Source organism: Flavobacterium aquariorum, from assembly GCF_003254745.1.
In the GTDB taxonomy this organism is placed as follows: Bacteria; Bacteroidota; Bacteroidia; order Flavobacteriales; family Flavobacteriaceae; genus Flavobacterium; species Flavobacterium aquariorum.
In genome coordinates, this window is the sequence record NZ_QKXH01000002.1 from 552,524 (window position 1) to 570,265 (window position 17,742).

Genomic DNA, 17,742 nt, shown 5'->3' on the forward strand with positions numbered 1-17,742 from the left:
TTTATTGTTCTTTTTTTGAAATTTCTTTAAGCAACATTTCGAGTCCCTTAACCGAAGCTCTATCTATCACTTTTTCACGTGGTTGACCAAAATTAAACTCCTCAACGAGAATTTCATTTGGCGTAGCCAATGCTATAAATACAGTTCCAACTTCTGCTGTGGCCTCGCCTTTTGCCGGGCCAGCATTACCTGTTGTCGCAATTGCATAATCTGTTTTTAATAATGTTTTTACATTCAAAACCATTGCTTTTGCAACTTCCGCACTCACAACGCTATACTCATTTATTACAGACTCAGAAACGCCAAGCACATTTATCTTCACATCTGTCGCATAAGCCACAATGCTCCCTTTAAAATAATTGGAAGCTCCAGGAACCGAAGCAATCATTTCAGCTATTTTTCCTCCAGTGCAACTTTCTGCTGTTGACAATGAAAGATTACGTTCAGACAACATTCTTCCCAAAATCAATTCTATCGTTTCATCTTCCTCAAAACCAACAATAATATCATGAATAATAGCATCCAACGAACTTACACATTCCGCTATTGTTTCTTCCAGCATTTTTTTATCCGTTCCTCGAGCTGTGAGTCGTAAACGAAGCTTTCCATAAGCAGGCAAATAGGCCAATTTTATAAAAGCAGGAAGACTATCTTCCCATTCTTCAATACGCTCGGCCACTAAACTTTCGCCTTGACCATACGTCAATATCGTTTTATGCAAAATATAAGGTCGCTCATACTCCTTTACCAACTTTGGAATAATCTCATTTTCGATCAAATACTTCATCTCAAAAGGAACTCCCGGAAGCGACACAAAAACCGTATCTCCCTTTTTCATCCACAATCCTGGCGCTGTTCCGTATTGGTTGTGAAATACAGTCGCTTTTGAAGGCACTAATGCCTGATCTTTATTAATCTGTGTTATTTTCCTCTTAAAATAACCTTCAATTAATTGGGTAACATGTCCCAAAACAGCTTTATCAACCACTAGTTCATCTTCAAAATAATCACAAAAAGTTTTCTTGGTAACATCATCCTTAGTTGGCCCCAAACCACCGGTTATTATAACCACATCTACCGTGTCTTGAAGTTTTGAAAAGGTATCAAATATGTGCTGCTGAGAATCACTTATAGACAACATCTCATGAACCTCAATCCCTATTCTGTCTAAAGATTTTGCTATAAAACCCGAATTTGTATCTACAATTTGACCAATTAAAATTTCATCCCCAATTGTTACTATGGTTGCTCTCATCTTTTGATAAATTTCTTTTTTAAATTAGATAAAAAAATAATCCAACCGCTGTATAAACTGATACAACTGTTGGATTATGCAATATTCTTTTCTTGTTATTTTAAGTAAAAAATTAAAACAATAAATTAAAGATCAAAATCTTTTCTCACCTCTTTAATAGCATCTTTGACTTGTGTCTTAACGCTTTTATAGGTCTCGATTATTTCTTTCTTTTTACCTTCTGTTTTTGTCCAAGCTTCGATTTGTAGAATTTCCTCGAATGCTACATTTAATCCCAACAAATCTAATGTAGGTTTTAATTTATGAGCAAATGCATAAGTATGTTTGTGATCCTTTTTTTTAATCCCCTCGCCAATTTGCATCAAATCTTCAGGAACTTCAGTAACGAACAAATTCAAAATTTCATTCACAAACTCTGGATCATTGTCCGAAAGTGCGTACACTTTTGCTAAATTATATTTTAAAGCCATTATTTTACTTGTATTCTAAATAGTTTTCGTCCTTCTAAAAATCCTTCTAAAACATCATCTGGTTTTACTGCCGCAACTCCTTCTGGCGTTCCCGTAAAAATAATATCACCAATCTTTAAAGTAAAAAATTGAGAAACATGGGATATTAATTCATCAATATTCCACATCATCATCTCAGAATTACCCTTTTGTACTGTAACATTATTGTTCGTTAATTCAAAAGTAACATTTTCTAACGAAACAAACTGGCTTTTAGGCAAAAATTCTCCAATAACCGCCGAGCCATCAAATGCTTTGGCTTTTTCCCATGGAAGTCCTTTTGCTTTCAACTTCGCCTGTAAATCCCTTGCTGTGAAATCAATTCCCACACTAATCTCATCATAATACTTATGAGCAAACTTAGGTTCGATATACTTCCCTACCTTACTTATCTTTACAATAAGTTCTATTTCATGATGAATATCCTCAGAGAATTCCGGAATTACAAAAGGATGTTGTTTTAATAAAATAGCCGAATCTGGTTTCATAAAGACAACTGGCTCCGAAGGACGTTCGTTCTTTAATTCCTCAATATGATTGGCATAATTTCTACCGATGCAGATGATCTTCATTATTATTTTAGATTGCAGATTTTAGATTTCAGATTTCAGACAACTTCGAAACTTGCTATTCGAATCCTATTTCGTATTTAATTTTCTTAATTTAATGGCAGTTAAAACTTTTTTAGTATACAGAGGAAAATCTGCATTTTGAATCCAGCTGAAATAACCCGGTTCCGTTTCCAAAATTTTATCGACTTTGGCTCCTTTATGTTTTCCAAAGGTAAAAATCTCTTCATTATCGGCGTCAAAAGCTATCATTCCTGCAAAATCAGCTATTTTTTTTCTGGTACTAAACTCAGACAAAGATTTAATGTCGTTTTCTAATTCGGGATAACGATCCAATTGAGCCATTAGGATTTCATAGGTCGCCATAGTGTCTGCTTCGGCTGAATGGGCATTTTCAAGCCCTTTCCCACAGTAAAATTTTAAGGCAGCACTCAAAGTACGTTCTTCCATTTTGTGAAAAATAGTCTGCACATCCACAGAAACTCTATTTTTCATATCAAAATCAACTCCAGCTCGCAATAATTCTTCCGCTAATAGTGGAATATCAAAACGATCTGAATTAAATCCAGCCAAATCACTGTCCTTAATCATATTATAAACCTGAGGAGCCAGCTCATTAAATGTAGGTTCATTGGCTACTTTTTCATTACTAATTCCATGAATAGCCGTCGACTGTGGTGGAATTGGAATAGTTGGATTCACCAGCCATGTTTTACTTTCTTTATTTCCGTTTGGAAAAACTTTAAAAACTGATATTTCCACAATTCTATCTTTTCCGATGTCAATTCCAGTAGTTTCAAGATCGAAAAAACAAATTGGCTTATTGAGTTTTAGTTCCATTTTTTGTATTTGAATTGGTACAAATATAAAGATTTGGGATCGATTTATTTAAAGTCAATGCTAAAAATGCCAAAAAAAGAAAACCCGACAAACTATAAAAATTTGTCGGGTTCATTTTTAATTTATACCGAATTAATAATCCCTATTTACATCAAATGCTTCAAGATATTCGGCTACTCTTTTCACAAAACTTCCTCCCAACGCACCATCAACCACTCGGTGATCGTAACTATGAGATAAAAACATTTTTTGACGGATACCTATAAAATCCCCTTCTGGAGTTTCAATAACTGCAGGCACTTTACGAATAGCTCCAAGCGCTAATATCCCTACTTGTGGCTGATTGATAATTGGCGTTCCAAAAACACTCCCAAAAGTTCCCACATTGGTAACCGTATAAGTTCCTCCTTGGGTATCGTCTGGTTTAAGTTTCCCCATTTTTGCACGGTTTCCTAAATCATTAACCGCTTTTGCCATTCCCACCAAATTCAATTGGTCAGCATTTTTAATAACTGGAACAATTAAATTTCCATTTGGCAAAGCCGCTGCCATTCCAAGGTTGATGTTTCTTTTTTTGATAATAAAATCCCCATCAACAGAAATATTCATACCTGGATAATCTTTCAGTGCCTTGGCAACCGCTTCCATAAATATAGGAGTATAGGTCAATTTTTCGCCTTCTCTTTTTTCAAAAGCGTTTTTAACTTTATCTCTCCATTTTACAATATTAGTAACATCAACTTCGATAAATGATTGTACGTGAGCCGAAGTTTGAACCGAAGCTACCATATAACCCGAAATTAACTTACGCATTCTATCCATTTCCACAATTTCATCACCGCCATTTACAGAAACAGGAGAAACTGTTTGTGAAGGAGTAGCTTTTGGAGCTTCAGGCGCTTTTGCGGGTGTTCCCACTATAGCTGCAGGTTGTGTACCTCTATTTTTTACGTAATTCAATATATCTTCTTTAGTAACACGTCCTTCTTTCCCAGAACCATTGATATTTACTAATTCACCTAAAGAAATCCCTTCTTCTTTTGCAATGTTTTTTACTAATGGAGAAAAGAATTTATCGCTTTCAGAAAAATCAACTGGAGTCGTAACCGATTCTTTGGCTACCTCAACAGTTTTTTGAATTTCCTCAATAATTGCCGGAGCAACTTCTGGACTTTCAGAAACAGCATCTCCACCCTCTGTTTCAATTATAGCAATAGTTTGTCCTACTTGAACCAAATCGTCTTTACCAAACAATTTTTCGACAAGAACACCGGAAACCTCCGACGGAACTTCAGAATCTACTTTATCAGTCGCAATTTCTAAAACGGCATCATCCGCTTCAATTTTATCGCCAACTTCTTTTAACCAATTTGTGATGGTTGCTTCTGCAACACTTTCTCCCATTTTAGGAAGCTTTAATTCAAATCTTGCCATATTGTTAATCTAAAAGATGATTTTGATTTTCAGTTTGCGAAATTATTAAAAAATATCAATATAAATTTCACTAAATGTAATTTTATTTGATTTTTACAATTTCTCCTCTATCATTAAAAGAATCACTTCCGATGATAAAATTTGTGTTTTTGGGGATAATTCTAAAGGTAATTCCTTTGTTTCGATACTTTTCATGAATATTAATGCATTCTTTGAACGAAACAAACTCATTATCCAGAATAATCTGTGACCCATTTCTTATTGAAATTGATGACAAATTTACCTCTTTTTCTGTTTTCCAATCGAGAAAATCTACCTTTTTTTGGACAAGAAGAGTTAATATTTTTACCAATGTATCAGATCCCGATATGAGTAAATAATTTTTAGGGTGCATTTTGATTTTGGACCTGCCTTGAATTCTTTTTATTAAAGAAAAAAACACAATTCCAATTTTCATAAATACAGAAAAAAGATAAGAAACCTGAAAATGTTTTCTATAAAAAAATTCCATTGCTTCTTGAAAACGCTTCATATAAATACCATCTTTAATCGTGCTTTCTCCTTTATAGTGTATTACGGTTGTTTCGTGGAAATAACGATTAACTTTTCCTTTTTGCAATACCGTGTACGACAAATCAATATCATCCGAATACATAAAACAATCCTCATCAAAACCGCCTACTTCCTCGTACAATTCTTTTTCCAGAAACATAAAAGCACCCACCAAAATTTCCACTTCCCCTGTCTGGTTTTCGGATAAATGTTGGGCATAATATTTATTAAAAAAAGAGGACTTTGGAAATAGTTTGTACAAACTGCCTATTTTAGTGAAAGCTACCCAAGGTGTCGGAATTCCCCTTTTGCTTTCAGGAAGGAAATTACCGGATCCATCTATCAACTTTACACCTACAACCCCTAAGTTTTTTTGTTTTTGGGCAAATGCTAACACTTTTTCAAATGTATCTTCTGCCACAACGGTATCGGGGTTTAGAATACAGACATATTCTCCTTTGGCTCGTGATACACCAATGTTATTTCCTTTTGGAAAACCTACATTTTGGCTATTTTGAATGAGTTTGACATTTGGAAAACGAGTTTTTATCATCTCGCAACTATCATCTTGAGAATCATTATCAACCACAATAATTTCGGAATCTATGTTTCTCAAAGCGCTTTCTACACTTAATACACATAGTTCCAAAAAATAGCGAACATTATAGTTGAGAATGATGACGGACAGTTGCATTTTCAAGACAATTATAGCAACTTAATTAAGTCAGCTGGATTTTTTGAATTATTCCAAAAAACATATAAATCTATTATTTTAGTATTCTCATCAAAATCATAATACAAAGTTGTTTGTTTTGAAATAAGAATGGAGTATGTTTTTAATTCATTATTATAAATTCCGATTAAAGGATTATTAGACAATCGGGATATATTTTCATCGACTAAATCTTTAAATTTCTGAGCTTCTTTTTCATTCCATTTGAGTAAAATAAAATCAATTTCTTCATAATAGGTATATTCCGAAATTGGTTGCCACCTAAAAATATAACTCATTTTAAAAATGGGTATTTCAACTTTACTTTTTGCATCATTTCTCCATGGGAAATCCCCTTTCCTTTTGTAGAATCTTGAATACTTTTTAAGATTAATTTCTCAAGAATCGGGTTTACTCTTTGTATATTATTTAAAACTGAATTATCCCCAATCCCATATACTATTTCTGGTTCTTGAAGATTATCCTTTTTTTTATTGGCTTGATTATTTTTCTTATCGTTATTCATGATAAACTCTTTTAAAACCCAAATATACAAATAATATACCTTTTAATAATCCGAAGGGAATCAAAATCAATTACAATCATTTCTGGATCATTTTAAACATCAAAACCTACAACAGTGAAATTTAAAAACCTTAAAAATTCTCCGAAAGAGCAACCCTAAAAGTCCAATCGTCTTTACTGATGCCATAATCAAGAACTAGATTACAGTCATTTATTTTATTCCATTTTATCCTTAAACCGGTTCCTACTGCGGGGTTCCAATTATCAAAATGATAGGTATCCAAATTCGATACTGACGATAGATTTCCATAAAATACAGCCCCAAAAAAACCATTTCTGGTAATATCGGTGCGGTATTCTGTTTCCAAATACAATAAGGAATTACTACGGTAACGGTTTCGGGTAAATCCCCTGCCTGTTTTTCCATAGCGGTCCCAACCGATGCTTGGTAAATCCAAATAATGGGGTTTCCCATCAAAAACTGCCCAATAAAATACCCTTGTAGCCAAAACTTTATGATGCGTTTCACTAAATGAATGATACTTTCGCGCATCTACATATATTGATTTCCATTCGGCATGACTGCCAAAAACTTTGGAATTGATACGATAATCAGCCTCAAAATAATAGCCCTGCTTGGGATTCAAAATATTTTTACGAGAATCATACAAAGCCTGAAAAGCCATTCCAGAAGAAAGGTCGTCAGAATAATCTCCTTCTTGGTAGATATTAAAATCTGTTGGTTCAGAAATTTTTGAATCTTCGGAAATATTCTGATAATTATCTAATTGAAAACCCAAACCCAAACCAAAATCTCCTTTTATTTTTCGGGTCACAAATTGATAAAACCGAATTTGCTGGTAATGAACCTCGGATTGTGGATCCTTGGAACTGTTCCCTCCCAAACCGTAAGTGAACTGCGGATAAATCATATACCGGTAATCGCCTATAAAATTATATTTATTCTCCTTTGTAAAAATATAGGACTGTATGGGAAAGGAATATTGACCAGAAAAACTGGTGGTCGGGGTAAAATAAACTTCAGACATTTTGGTTGTTTCATGATTCTCATCCAGAAAAAAAGTAGTAACAAATGAAACCACAAGACCACCTTCGGAGCTCTTCATATCGGGAGCAGGTATTAACGAAAAGGCAATTTTGCTTGGCTCTTTTTTCTTTGCGGTATCCTTTTTTATAAAAATACTTTTCAGAATTTGTTTCATATCCAGACTATCACTTCTAAAATCTATTTTCTGCGAAAAGGAAGAAAATGAAGAAGTAACAATAAAAAACAGAAGTAAATTTCGTTTACTGAAACTCATACATTTTAGTTGATTTTTTAGAAAAAGAACTATTTTCAGCTTTCCAAATATAAATAAAAAATCACAATTCTAAATAACATACCAAGCTGATTTGTTTCGAATTACCTAGCTAATTGCAAAAATCTTTCTTCAGCCGAAAAGTAAAAAATTCTAAATATCCATAAAACCTAACTAGTCACAATTACTTCACTTAATTTTTATTTTCATTGTATTTCAATGAATTTTGTTTGCAGTGAAAATCCTTCCGACTTTTCTCGGGAGATTGCAGCGAATACTAGGAACGATATTTCCCTAAAAAGCCCTATCATTCTCTCCGAACCCTTTTTATCTATCAAATCTAGGATTGTACGATTTTGTTTAATATCTTTCTTTTGATTTTCAATTGAATAGCACTATGAGAAAAACTTTTATTCTTTTCTTTCTGTTTGTGTCTGTTTCTTATGCCCAAACCAAAGGATGTACAGATCATCTTGCGAAGAACTTTAATCCAAAAGCCACCGAAAATGATGGTAGCTGTGAATATTCGTCCGCAAGGGTTATGGTGAAATTCACCAAAAAATTAAGCGATTCCATTGCAGAAACTTCAGGCTTGATAGCTTCAGAAAATTTATTATGGACACACAATGACGACCTGAGCACCACACTGTATGGAATGGACACCAAAGGACAAATCAGGAAAAAAATCAATCTTGAACGGGTAAAAAACATTGAATGGGAGGAAATCTCGCAGGACAGTCTATATCTCTACATAGGCGATTTTGGAAATAACATCCTTGGAAACCGCAAAGATTTACACATTTTGCGGATTGAAAAAAAATCTATTCTGGATCCAACCCAAGTGATTGACACCATTGCTTTTTCGTATGAAAACCAAACGGATTTCGAACCTAAAAAAGAGGTAAATACAACCGATTTTGATTGTGAGGCATTTGTGACATCAAGGGACAGTATTTATCTATTTACCAAACAGTGGAAATCAGAAAAAACAAGTGTATACATCTTGCCCAAAAAACCGGGAACATATGTTGCAAAACTCAAAGAAAATCTGAATGTGGAAGGTTTGATAACTGGTGCAACCGAATTACCCAAAGAAAAAGGAGTTGTTTTGTGTGGGTATTCCCATTTTATGCAACCTTTTGTCTACCTTTTGTATGGGTATAAAAACAATGATTTTTTGACAGGAAATAAAAGAAAAATCAAAATTTCGCTCCTGTTTCATCAAATAGAAGCGATTACAACCGAAGACGGTCAGCTGTTTTATCTCACGAATGAAGCCACAAAAAAGGCTTTTATTGACAACCCACAGGAAATACACACCATCGATTTGAGTCCATATTTGAAAGAGTAAATATAGAGTAATTTGTTGAATCGTTAAATCGGTGTATTGCCAAATTGTTATAGATTAATTCACGTTTCAAAATAAACTATTCGCTAATAGTCTTATAATAGCTTACTTTTGCAGAAAAATTAGCCTTGTGAATTACTTATCAGTCGAAAATATATATCATAATTCACAAACTCACCAAAAACAATCTTATTTGCTAAAAATCAACTAGTTAAATAAAAATGAAAATAATATTTCAATCATTATTCATCAATACATTTCATCTTTTATCATAAAATTAGAGACCTAATTAGAGACCTATTTAGTTTAAATTTGTACCTTTGCTTTTATGAAAGCACTTACTTACCGATACAAACTTAAAGCTAGAAGTAAACATTTGGATAAGCGTATAAGTCCGGAATTGGTATTGGCAGAAATCAGCGGAGCATTTGCTAATAATGTAGATGGCATAGTCAAATACAAAAAATTTCAATACTCTTTAGAAGTATCAGTTTTACCGAAATACTTCGGCATTTTACGCGAAAAAAGAGGCGTAAATAATTTTGTTTACGATCCAGCTACTGTTAAAGCAAATGAAAAGTACAATAAATTACTTAGAAATAAAATAGCCGATTTTGAATCGGATATAGAGACCGCAGCGACACATTTTAAAAATCAAGAACCAACTGCTGATGAAGTAAAAAATTATTTACTTTTTATTAGTGGGCGAGAAAAAAGAAAACCCGTAGAAACTTTTGCAGTCATAAATTTCCTAAATAATCATATTACACATTTAGAAAATCTTATTGGTAGCAATCGTAAAGACGAAGTCAAAGACACTACAATCAATTCTTATAGAAATCTAGTTCCAATTATAAAAAGATATCAAGAAGCAAAAAATATTAAATTAACATTTGAAAAGCTTAATGAGGAACTATACCGAGAAATCTGGGAAGTAGTAAATGATATCAGGACTGGTAAAGTCAAAATAGAAAGCTACAAACAAAATGCAAAAAAATCATTCGCAACAAACACCCTAAAAGCATACCAGACATATTTTATTCAACTTTGCAAAATTGTCAAAAAGCAAGGTATCAGTATCCCTTTGGATTTAACAGACACTAATTTAATCAACGCTACAGAAAAAAATAAGTCTGATAAAACCGAAGCATTTCTTAAAGAAGATGATTTACTTAAAATAATAGACTATGTACCGACCACAGAATATTTAGAATTGGCCAAGAAATATATACTCATAGCCAGTCAAACTGGTATGCGACTACAGTCAATGCAAGAAGCAAAAGATCGAAATATTCAAATATGCAATGAAAATGAAAATACATTTTATTTTATACATACTGTTCAGGCCAAAACCAATACAGAATGCTATACTCCTTTATTTTCTACAGCATTAAAAATTATCCAAAAAAATGGCAATGCTTTTCCTGATTTTTCCAATATTGCATTAGCCAATCTAAATATCAATATTAGAAAAGTATTGAAATCCGTTGAAATCGAAAATAGCCATTTCTTCAGTACTCACAACTTGCGAAGTTCTTTCGTTAGCAATTTATCCTTACTTAGACTCTCTGAGAAAGTTATAAGCTCTGTTACGCATCCTGGAAAAAAAAATACATCTTCGAGCCTGCATATTTATGACAGAAGAGACATGCTAGACAAAGCCAAAATGTTTGTTGAAGAAGTCAATTGGATTAACAAAATTAAATCTTCTAAACTTTATAGATTTGATTAAACCAATGATTTATCATATAAAATAGCCCTATCCTACGCAAAATATGGCTATGATAGTAAACCCATTTTTTTCTTGTTTAACTTCGGCTGACTAAATAATGAACTTGAAAATATACAGATATGGATTTCAGAAAAAAAAGGCTCTCTGTCCAGGAAGCCAAAAAAATTGACATAACCAGTTACCTGTTCTCATTGGGACACCAACCTGTTCAGATTAGGAATGTGGATTATTGGTATCGCTCTCCTCTCAGAAAAGAAAACGAACCATCTTTCAAAGTCAATCAAAAACTTAACTTATGGTTTGACCACGGACTGGGCAAAGGAGGAAATCTGATTGATTTTGGCATACTGTATCATGGCTGTAGCGTTAGTGAATTTTTACAAAAACTAAATGGTAATTTTTCTCTTCAACAGCCAACCTTATTACCTCCAAATAAAAGCGTTGCTACTGCAAATAAAATTAGAATTCTCGGAGAATTTCCCATCACTTCTCCCTCCCTTTTAAAATACCTTGAGCATAGAAAAATTTCTGTTGAAATTGCCGAACAATTTTGCAGAGAAGTCCGTTATAAACTAGATAACAAAACTTACTTTGGAATCGGTTTTAAAAACAATTCCGAAGGCTATGAAATTCGCAATCCTTATTTCAAAGCCAGTAGTTCTCCAAAAGATATTACCACAATAAATAATGGTTCTGAAGAGGCTGTAGTCTTTGAAGGTTTTATAGACTTTCTATCCTTTAAAACGACAACCAAAAACCATCCCGAAAAAGGTCTGGATTTTGTTGTTTTAAATTCCGTTTCATTCTTTGAAAGAGCACGCCCTTTTATGGAAAATCACAAACACATTAGGCTTTATCTTGACACGGACATGGCAGGAATAAATTGTACCCAGCGTGCACTTTCAATGAGTCCAAAATACAAAGACGAAAGTCCCTTATACAAAAGCCACAAAGATTTTAACGAATGGATTATGAAATCTGAAAAAGCTCCAAAAAAGCATTTAGGGAGAAAATTATAAAATACACACGCAACTTATTTATGATTTTTGAGGACTGTTACCTTTTTAGTAAGCTTTGAAAAATTGAAAGTCTTAAAAACTTTTAAAAAACCGGAAGATTGCAACGTTCCTGCAACGGCAAGATGTCCGGTTGTATCACAACCGATATCTTGCTGCCCTTTCACTCGGAACTCGTGGGCAGTGACACTGAAAGAAAAAAGAACTTAAAAGTGCTTACTAAATATGATTTACTAAAGTTGTATTTCTTCAAAAACAATCCAATATATCTAATTTATTATAGTTTTTTCTAATCGCCGGGAATCGAACCGAAGCCGGAAAACCAAGGCTATTACGGATATTTTATTTTATAAAAATTGGGTGTGCCACGATTTTGCCACAAGCTTAAAAAAGCTTTAAAGATTTTCGTTATTTAGACCTTTCTTGCATTAAGTTGATTAACTTTAAATGAACTACATAATACAATGATTACTAGAAAAGTAAAAATTATTTAATAACTATAAACTTACTGGCAAGTGATTAGTGCACTCAAATCATATTTGCTACTTCTACCTGTAGTGCTCAAAGTGTTCTGTCTACTGCGGAACAAATTCTGGATATAAGTTCTCAGACGGCAAAGTTGCGCAATATACTATGATTTATGCTATAGAAATTTTGATTACATATCAATTCAAAAAATGTTTTACTAAGATTTGTGTGCTTTATTATTATTTCCACTTTGCTTCGATATCCAGGATGGTAGGATGGTCAATACTTGATATAGTCCATTTGTTGCCGCTCCTTAAAGTATTTATGGTAGGTTGATAGTGTGCTGACATGTGAAAGGGACATTATTTTACTACGGCTCACTATAATAATTCTTGTGTGTCCTTGTTCATTATTATATTCAAATAAATATTGATTGCAATTTTGGTGAAGAAAATCATAACCCTCTTATTTACTTTCGAAATTTGGGTTAAACCTTTTTTTTTTGTAACTTGAAAATTAATCAATAAAATAATGGACATGACGAAATTAAGAATTTCTCTAATCAATATTCATGGCCTTTTGAAAGGTTCTGGCCTAGAAATTGGCAGAGATGCTGATAATGGAGGACAAACTAAATATGTTTTCGAACTTGCTGAGTTTTTATCCCAACATAAAGATGTAGAACATGTTCATTTATTTACGAGACTAATTGATGATTCAGCTCTTTCTTCAGAATACGCGGTACCTATTGAAATTATTAATGAAAAACTAGATATAAGACGAATTCCTTTTTTAGGAAAAAAATACAGGTCAAAAGAACGATTATGGGAAGGTTTGGATACATTTGTAAATGGAATTGTTCAGCATATTAAGTCGCATGATATATTTCCAAACTGGATTCATTCTCATTATGGAGATGCAGGGTATGTGGCCGGTGAATTATCAACCATCTTAAATATTCCCTTTGCTCATACTGGGCACTCTTTAGGTTTTCATAAAAAGAAAAAATTACTGGAAAGTGGTATATCAGAAGAAGAACTTGAAAAGAAATTTAAGTTCCAAGCAAGAATTGCAGCAGAAGAAAAAACACTGGAATTATCGGAATTTATTATTACTTCGACAGAACAGGAAATCGAAACTTATAAGCCTTATAAAAATTTTAATTTAGCTAAATACCACGCCATTTCTCCTGGTATTGATACTCGAAAGTATGTCCCCTATTATCATCTTGAACAGGATTCAGATAAACAGAGGGAAGAAGAGCAAAGAAAATATTGGGTAGCAGAAGCAATTTCTAAGTTTCTAACAAATCCCCACAAACCTTTTATATTGGCACTTTCAAGGCCAGACCGTCATAAGAACCTTCATACATTAATTGAAGTTTATGGTAAAGACAAGGAACTACAAAGTATCGCTAATTTGGTGATTTTTGCAGGTATTCGCAAAGATATTTCACAAATGCCAGAATCAGAAAAAGAGGTTTTAACGGATTTACTTTTATTAATGGATAAGTACGATTTGTATGGAAAAATGGCAATTCCTAAAAAGCATGATGTAGAAAATGAAGTTTCGATTATTTATCGTTACGCTGCAGAAAAAAGAGGTGTTTTTGTGAATTTGACTTTGCATGAAAATTTTGGATTAACAGTAATTGAATCCGCAAGTTCTGGTTTGCCGGTTGTAGTTACTAAAAATGGAGGCCCATCTGAAATTATTCCTGTATGTCAGAACGGAGAATTAGTAGATCCATTAAACGAAACTGCAATTAAAAAAGCGTTACGGAATATCTTAACCAATGAAAATCAATGGAAATATTATTCAAATAATGGAGCTATTAATATCCAAAAACACTACAGCTGGCTAACTCACGTCAATACGTATGTTGAATTGGTTAAAGAGAATTTATCGCTATCCTCAGGTTCGGGGATTAAAAACCAACATTATCCCAATATAAATATTGACCGATTAAAAAGGAAGGTTGAAAATCTATTAGTAGCAGATATAGATGGCACTCTAATCGAACCCAAATTAAATAATCCGGGGCTGCAGGAATTAAAATCACACCTGATTAATCGTACTGATAAAATGGCTTTTGCAATGGCGTCGGGCAGAAATTTAGTTTTGGTTAAACAAATTATTGATGAGGAGCAATTTCCTTTACCCGATTTTATTATTTGCTCTGTAGGTACTGAAATCTATTATACAAACGGAAAAGATTATATCTTAGACAAAGGATGGGCTACATTTTTGGCAGGTCGCTGGAAAAGAGAAGATATCGTAAATCGTCTCAAAGAGATACCATGGATTAAATTGCAAGAAGAAGCAGGACAAAACCCATTTAAGATCTCATATTATTATGATGATGAGCACTACGATCACGAGCAATTAATTAAGGCTTTAGGTACAGGATGGTATAAAATAAATATCATTTCGAGTCACAAAAAATTTATCGATTTTATCCCAAAAAGAGCATCAAAAGGAAATGCAATTAAATTTTTATGCCGCAAATGGGCGATCCCTTTATCCAATGTAATTGCGGCGGGTGATTCAGGAAATGACATTGATATGTTCAGAGGTCCTATTAAAGGAATTATTGTAGGTAATCGAAGCGCAGAATTGGCTCAATACGAAACCACCAAAAGTATTTATGTGGCAAAAAGTGCAGCTTCTGCAGGGATTTTAGAAGGATTGAAACATTATAAAATAATTAAATAATATGTATTCAGGCTCTGGTTTTAGTAGTTGGGAAATAGGTGATGTTGATGTGTTTATAGATGAAAATGGGGTTCATCATTTATTTCATTTAATTATTCCCAATCATGATTATATAGCTCATGCAATATCAAGAGATGGTCTTTCTTGGAAAAGAGTAAAAAATGCCTTGTGGGTAGGAGACCCTAGAGAATGGGATGACGATATGTTGTGGACAATGCATGTTAGCAGAAATTTTGAAGGAGAGGGTTATGAAATGTATTATACCGGTCTAAAACGTAAGGACATGGGTATTATGCAAAAAATAGGCAGAGCGGTTTCACTTGACTTGATTCATTGGACAAAAGAAAATGAATATGGACTTCCTTTAGAAAGTCAGGCTCCCTATTATGAGAGTTTGGCCAACAATCCACGAAAATGGATCAGTTTTAGAGATCCCTATAAATACCATTTTGAGGGTGAAGATTATTTATTGATTTGTGCCCGTACCGCCGTAGGTCACACTTATAGAAGAGGTTGCATTGGTGTAGCAAAGAAGGGTGTAAATGGTTTTGTCCTTCAAAAACCTTTACATGTTCCGTACGTATATGACGATGTTGAATGCCCCTGCGTAGTAGAGATAAAAGGAATGCATTATTTGCTGGGTTCGATTCGTGAAGATATTAAGGTTCGTTATTGGTTTGCACCGGATTTTAAAGGAGAGTATCATGCTTTCCACAATAACGTGTTAATACCACAAGGTAATTATGCTGCAAGAATTGTAAAAGAGGGAGAATATTTTTTAATCTACAATTTTTATTTTGTGGGAGGAAATGTTAATACCCATCGGGTTATTCCTCCTCCAAAGCAATTGGATGTTGATAGCAACGGTCGGCTTTTATTAAAAACGTATCATCATTGGGAAACAATTTATCAAAGAACGTTTCTTCAAAAAGATTTGCCAATTCCCGTACCAATTTTAGGAAATCCCTCGTCAAATTTTACATTAGAGCATGCTAGCAAATGGCGTTTTGGATGCAGGAGTGGTTATGAAGTTTTTTGCTTTGAAAAACCGTCAAATGATTTTGTTTGGGAAGGGACATTGGTTGTTGAAGGGTTAGGCAAGACAGGCTTTGTAATTGATTGTGATGAAGAGGGAACGGGATATTACATCTCTGTTGATATTGTAAATGGTTTCGTTCAGTTTAGGGCATGGGGATTTAATGAAAAAGATGTAAAGAATAATTTTATTTATGAGAATATACAAGCAAATCAATTTGAAATAATTGACAATCAAAAAGTTTACTTTAAAATAATTCGTTATGGAAATTATTATGAGCTTTCCATCAATGAGATTGTGAAACTAACCTTATTAGATTTTAAATATAGTGGTGGAAAAATAGGAATTTATGTTTGTTCTGCAGTTGTATCATTAAATGATTCAAAAATTCATGTTATTCCTGAGCCAGAGAATGAATATGCAACTTCAGATCCTAATAAAGCATTTGATGAATATCTTAAAAAGTCACGTTAGAAAGAGAGGTGCCAGATTTCACAAAGAATACGTGTTATCATATCTGTATTAATAGAGATAGGTTAGCTAAACTATAATTATAAAGAAATAGACTCAGTATTAAAAAAACGAACTGCGCTATATGCTTCTGCTGATTTTCTGTCATAGAAAAAATTTTATTGAGGCAAAAAAAATGATGAGTCATTTTTTAAGTTAGAAGTTTGTTCCATTCCTTAAAATAAGGTACATCTAGGCAGAGCCCCTAAGGAATTAATGGGAAAATATAAATTTAGTTTATGACAACCTAGGTTCTCAAACTTTCCTTTACCGAAGCAGAGTTTAGGCAAATTAAACTAAATACGATTAAAATAGCGATTTTTTTACATTGTAAAATACGGTGCTAATAAATCCTCAAAATTATATAATCCAATGCCCTTATTTTTTAAATTTTCTGCAACAAAAATTACTCCGGTGCCAAATGCTTCTCTTGAAATAGACTCATGGATAAGTCGGACTGTTTGGTATGGGAATCCAAATATTACTTCGTGTTTACCAACAATACCGCCAGCTCTGACCGTATTTATATTTTCTTTTTCAACATCTAATGCTTATGCTGTTTTTATCGCGGTACCAGACGTTCCTTCTTTCATTTTAAAATGTTCTTCGTTGATTTCGATATCTACTAAAGGAGCAATTTTTTTTAAAAATTTTGCGGCAAACAACAAAAAAATTACCCCTAAAGTGATATTAGGAGACCAAAATACGATGGTTTGATTGGCTAATCCTTTTATTAGTTTTATTTCCTCCTCTGTATAATGTGATATAGCAGAAATAATTTTAATTTTTCGTTCAGCGGCAATTTTTCCATAGGTGTAAATTCCTTGATTGGAAGAAAAATCAATGATAATATCCACTGGATGTTTGTCTAAAAGTTCTTCCATTGTTGTTTTAGAACTGGCATATATTAATCCCGGTTCATCAGAAGAAACACCAAAAAATTAAGGAACCGATCTGTGCTCTAAAATTGTACTTTGTCTTAATACCCATTCTAAACAAAACTCTTTATTTTCAAGTAATACTCAGGCAACTGATTTACCTGTTTTTCCAAATCCAATTAATCCTATTTTCATAATTTAGTTATTAAATTAATAATTTGTTATAAAAAAACGATTTTGTGGCAAAGAATCTATTTACTAATGTAGTCATATAATTTTTGATAATATATTAGGAAAAATATAAATAAAAAGAGGCAGTCTATT

At 33.1% G+C, this 17,742-nt stretch carries 14 protein-coding genes and 1 pseudogene; 5 read left to right on the forward strand and 10 right to left on the reverse strand.

What is annotated here, in order from left to right; genetic code table 11:
* Position 1 precedes the first annotated feature (1 nt).
* The 9 genes from DOS84_RS05035 to DOS84_RS05075 all read right to left on the reverse strand — a co-directional run bounded on the left by DOS84_RS05035 (position 2) and on the right by DOS84_RS05075 (position 7,718).
* The gene (locus DOS84_RS05035) at positions 2-1,255 is read right to left on the reverse strand and encodes a CinA family nicotinamide mononucleotide deamidase-related protein (protein WP_111409011.1); all 1,254 of its coding nucleotides are present in this window, start codon (positions 1,253-1,255) and stop codon (positions 2-4) included.
* A gap of 125 nt (positions 1,256-1,380) precedes the next feature.
* Positions 1,381-1,725 (reverse strand): Hpt domain-containing protein, encoded by a 345-nt coding sequence (locus DOS84_RS05040; protein WP_111409012.1) that lies wholly within the window; start codon positions 1,723-1,725, stop codon positions 1,381-1,383.
* On the reverse strand, positions 1,725-2,336 hold the full coding sequence (locus DOS84_RS05045; RefSeq protein WP_111409013.1) for a fumarylacetoacetate hydrolase family protein: 612 nt from the start codon (positions 2,334-2,336) through the stop codon (positions 1,725-1,727). The genes DOS84_RS05040 and DOS84_RS05045 overlap by 1 nt, the downstream gene beginning before the upstream one ends.
* 66 nt (positions 2,337-2,402) lie before the next feature.
* Positions 2,403-3,173 (reverse strand): 3'-5' exonuclease, encoded by a 771-nt coding sequence (locus DOS84_RS05050; RefSeq protein WP_111409014.1) that lies wholly within the window; start codon positions 3,171-3,173, stop codon positions 2,403-2,405.
* A gap of 132 nt (positions 3,174-3,305) precedes the next feature.
* Positions 3,306-4,607, reverse strand: a complete 1,302-nt coding sequence (locus DOS84_RS05055) for a dihydrolipoamide acetyltransferase family protein (RefSeq protein ID WP_111409015.1) — start codon at positions 4,605-4,607, stop codon at positions 3,306-3,308.
* An 82-nt stretch (positions 4,608-4,689) separates the two neighbouring features.
* A complete protein-coding gene (locus tag DOS84_RS05060) occupies positions 4,690-5,853 on the reverse strand; it encodes a glycosyltransferase family 2 protein (protein ID WP_111409016.1) in 1,164 nt (387 codons plus the stop codon).
* Between the two features lie 11 nt (positions 5,854-5,864).
* Positions 5,865-6,170 carry a type II toxin-antitoxin system RelE/ParE family toxin gene (locus DOS84_RS05065; RefSeq protein WP_111409017.1) on the reverse strand — a complete coding sequence of 102 codons (306 nt, stop codon included), beginning with the start codon at positions 6,168-6,170 and terminating at the stop codon, positions 5,865-5,867.
* Positions 6,167-6,397: a hypothetical protein gene (locus DOS84_RS05070; protein WP_111409018.1), complete on the reverse strand. Its 231-nt coding sequence runs from the start codon at positions 6,395-6,397 to the stop codon at positions 6,167-6,169. The genes DOS84_RS05065 and DOS84_RS05070 overlap by 4 nt, the downstream gene beginning before the upstream one ends.
* A 130-nt stretch (positions 6,398-6,527) precedes the next feature.
* Complete coding sequence (locus DOS84_RS05075) at positions 6,528-7,718, reverse strand: BamA/TamA family outer membrane protein (protein WP_111409019.1); 1,191 nt, start codon at positions 7,716-7,718, stop codon at positions 6,528-6,530.
* A gap of 394 nt (positions 7,719-8,112) precedes the next feature.
* Between DOS84_RS05075 and DOS84_RS05080 the strand changes: the two genes are divergently transcribed.
* The 5 genes from DOS84_RS05080 (at position 8,113) to DOS84_RS05100 (ending at position 16,504) form a co-directional block, all read left to right on the forward strand.
* Positions 8,113-9,066 (forward strand): T9SS C-terminal target domain-containing protein, encoded by a 954-nt coding sequence (locus tag DOS84_RS05080; protein WP_111409020.1) that lies wholly within the window; start codon positions 8,113-8,115, stop codon positions 9,064-9,066.
* Between the two features lie 325 nt (positions 9,067-9,391).
* Positions 9,392-10,795: a hypothetical protein gene (locus tag DOS84_RS05085; RefSeq protein ID WP_111409021.1), complete on the forward strand. Its 1,404-nt coding sequence runs from the start codon at positions 9,392-9,394 to the stop codon at positions 10,793-10,795.
* A gap of 119 nt (positions 10,796-10,914) precedes the next feature.
* Positions 10,915-11,814: a toprim domain-containing protein gene (locus DOS84_RS05090; protein WP_111409022.1), complete on the forward strand. Its 900-nt coding sequence runs from the start codon at positions 10,915-10,917 to the stop codon at positions 11,812-11,814.
* A 1,002-nt stretch (positions 11,815-12,816) separates the two neighbouring features.
* Positions 12,817-14,994 (forward strand): HAD-IIB family hydrolase, encoded by a 2,178-nt coding sequence (locus DOS84_RS05095; protein WP_111409023.1) that lies wholly within the window; start codon positions 12,817-12,819, stop codon positions 14,992-14,994.
* Between the two features lies 1 nt (position 14,995).
* A complete protein-coding gene (locus DOS84_RS05100; RefSeq protein WP_111409024.1) occupies positions 14,996-16,504 on the forward strand; it encodes a glycoside hydrolase family protein in 1,509 nt (502 codons plus the stop codon).
* A gap of 359 nt (positions 16,505-16,863) precedes the next feature.
* Here DOS84_RS05100 and DOS84_RS05105 read toward each other — a convergent pair.
* A pseudogene (locus tag DOS84_RS05105) lies at positions 16,864-17,613 on the reverse strand (4-hydroxy-tetrahydrodipicolinate reductase).
* Between the last annotated feature and the right edge of the window lie 129 nt (positions 17,614-17,742).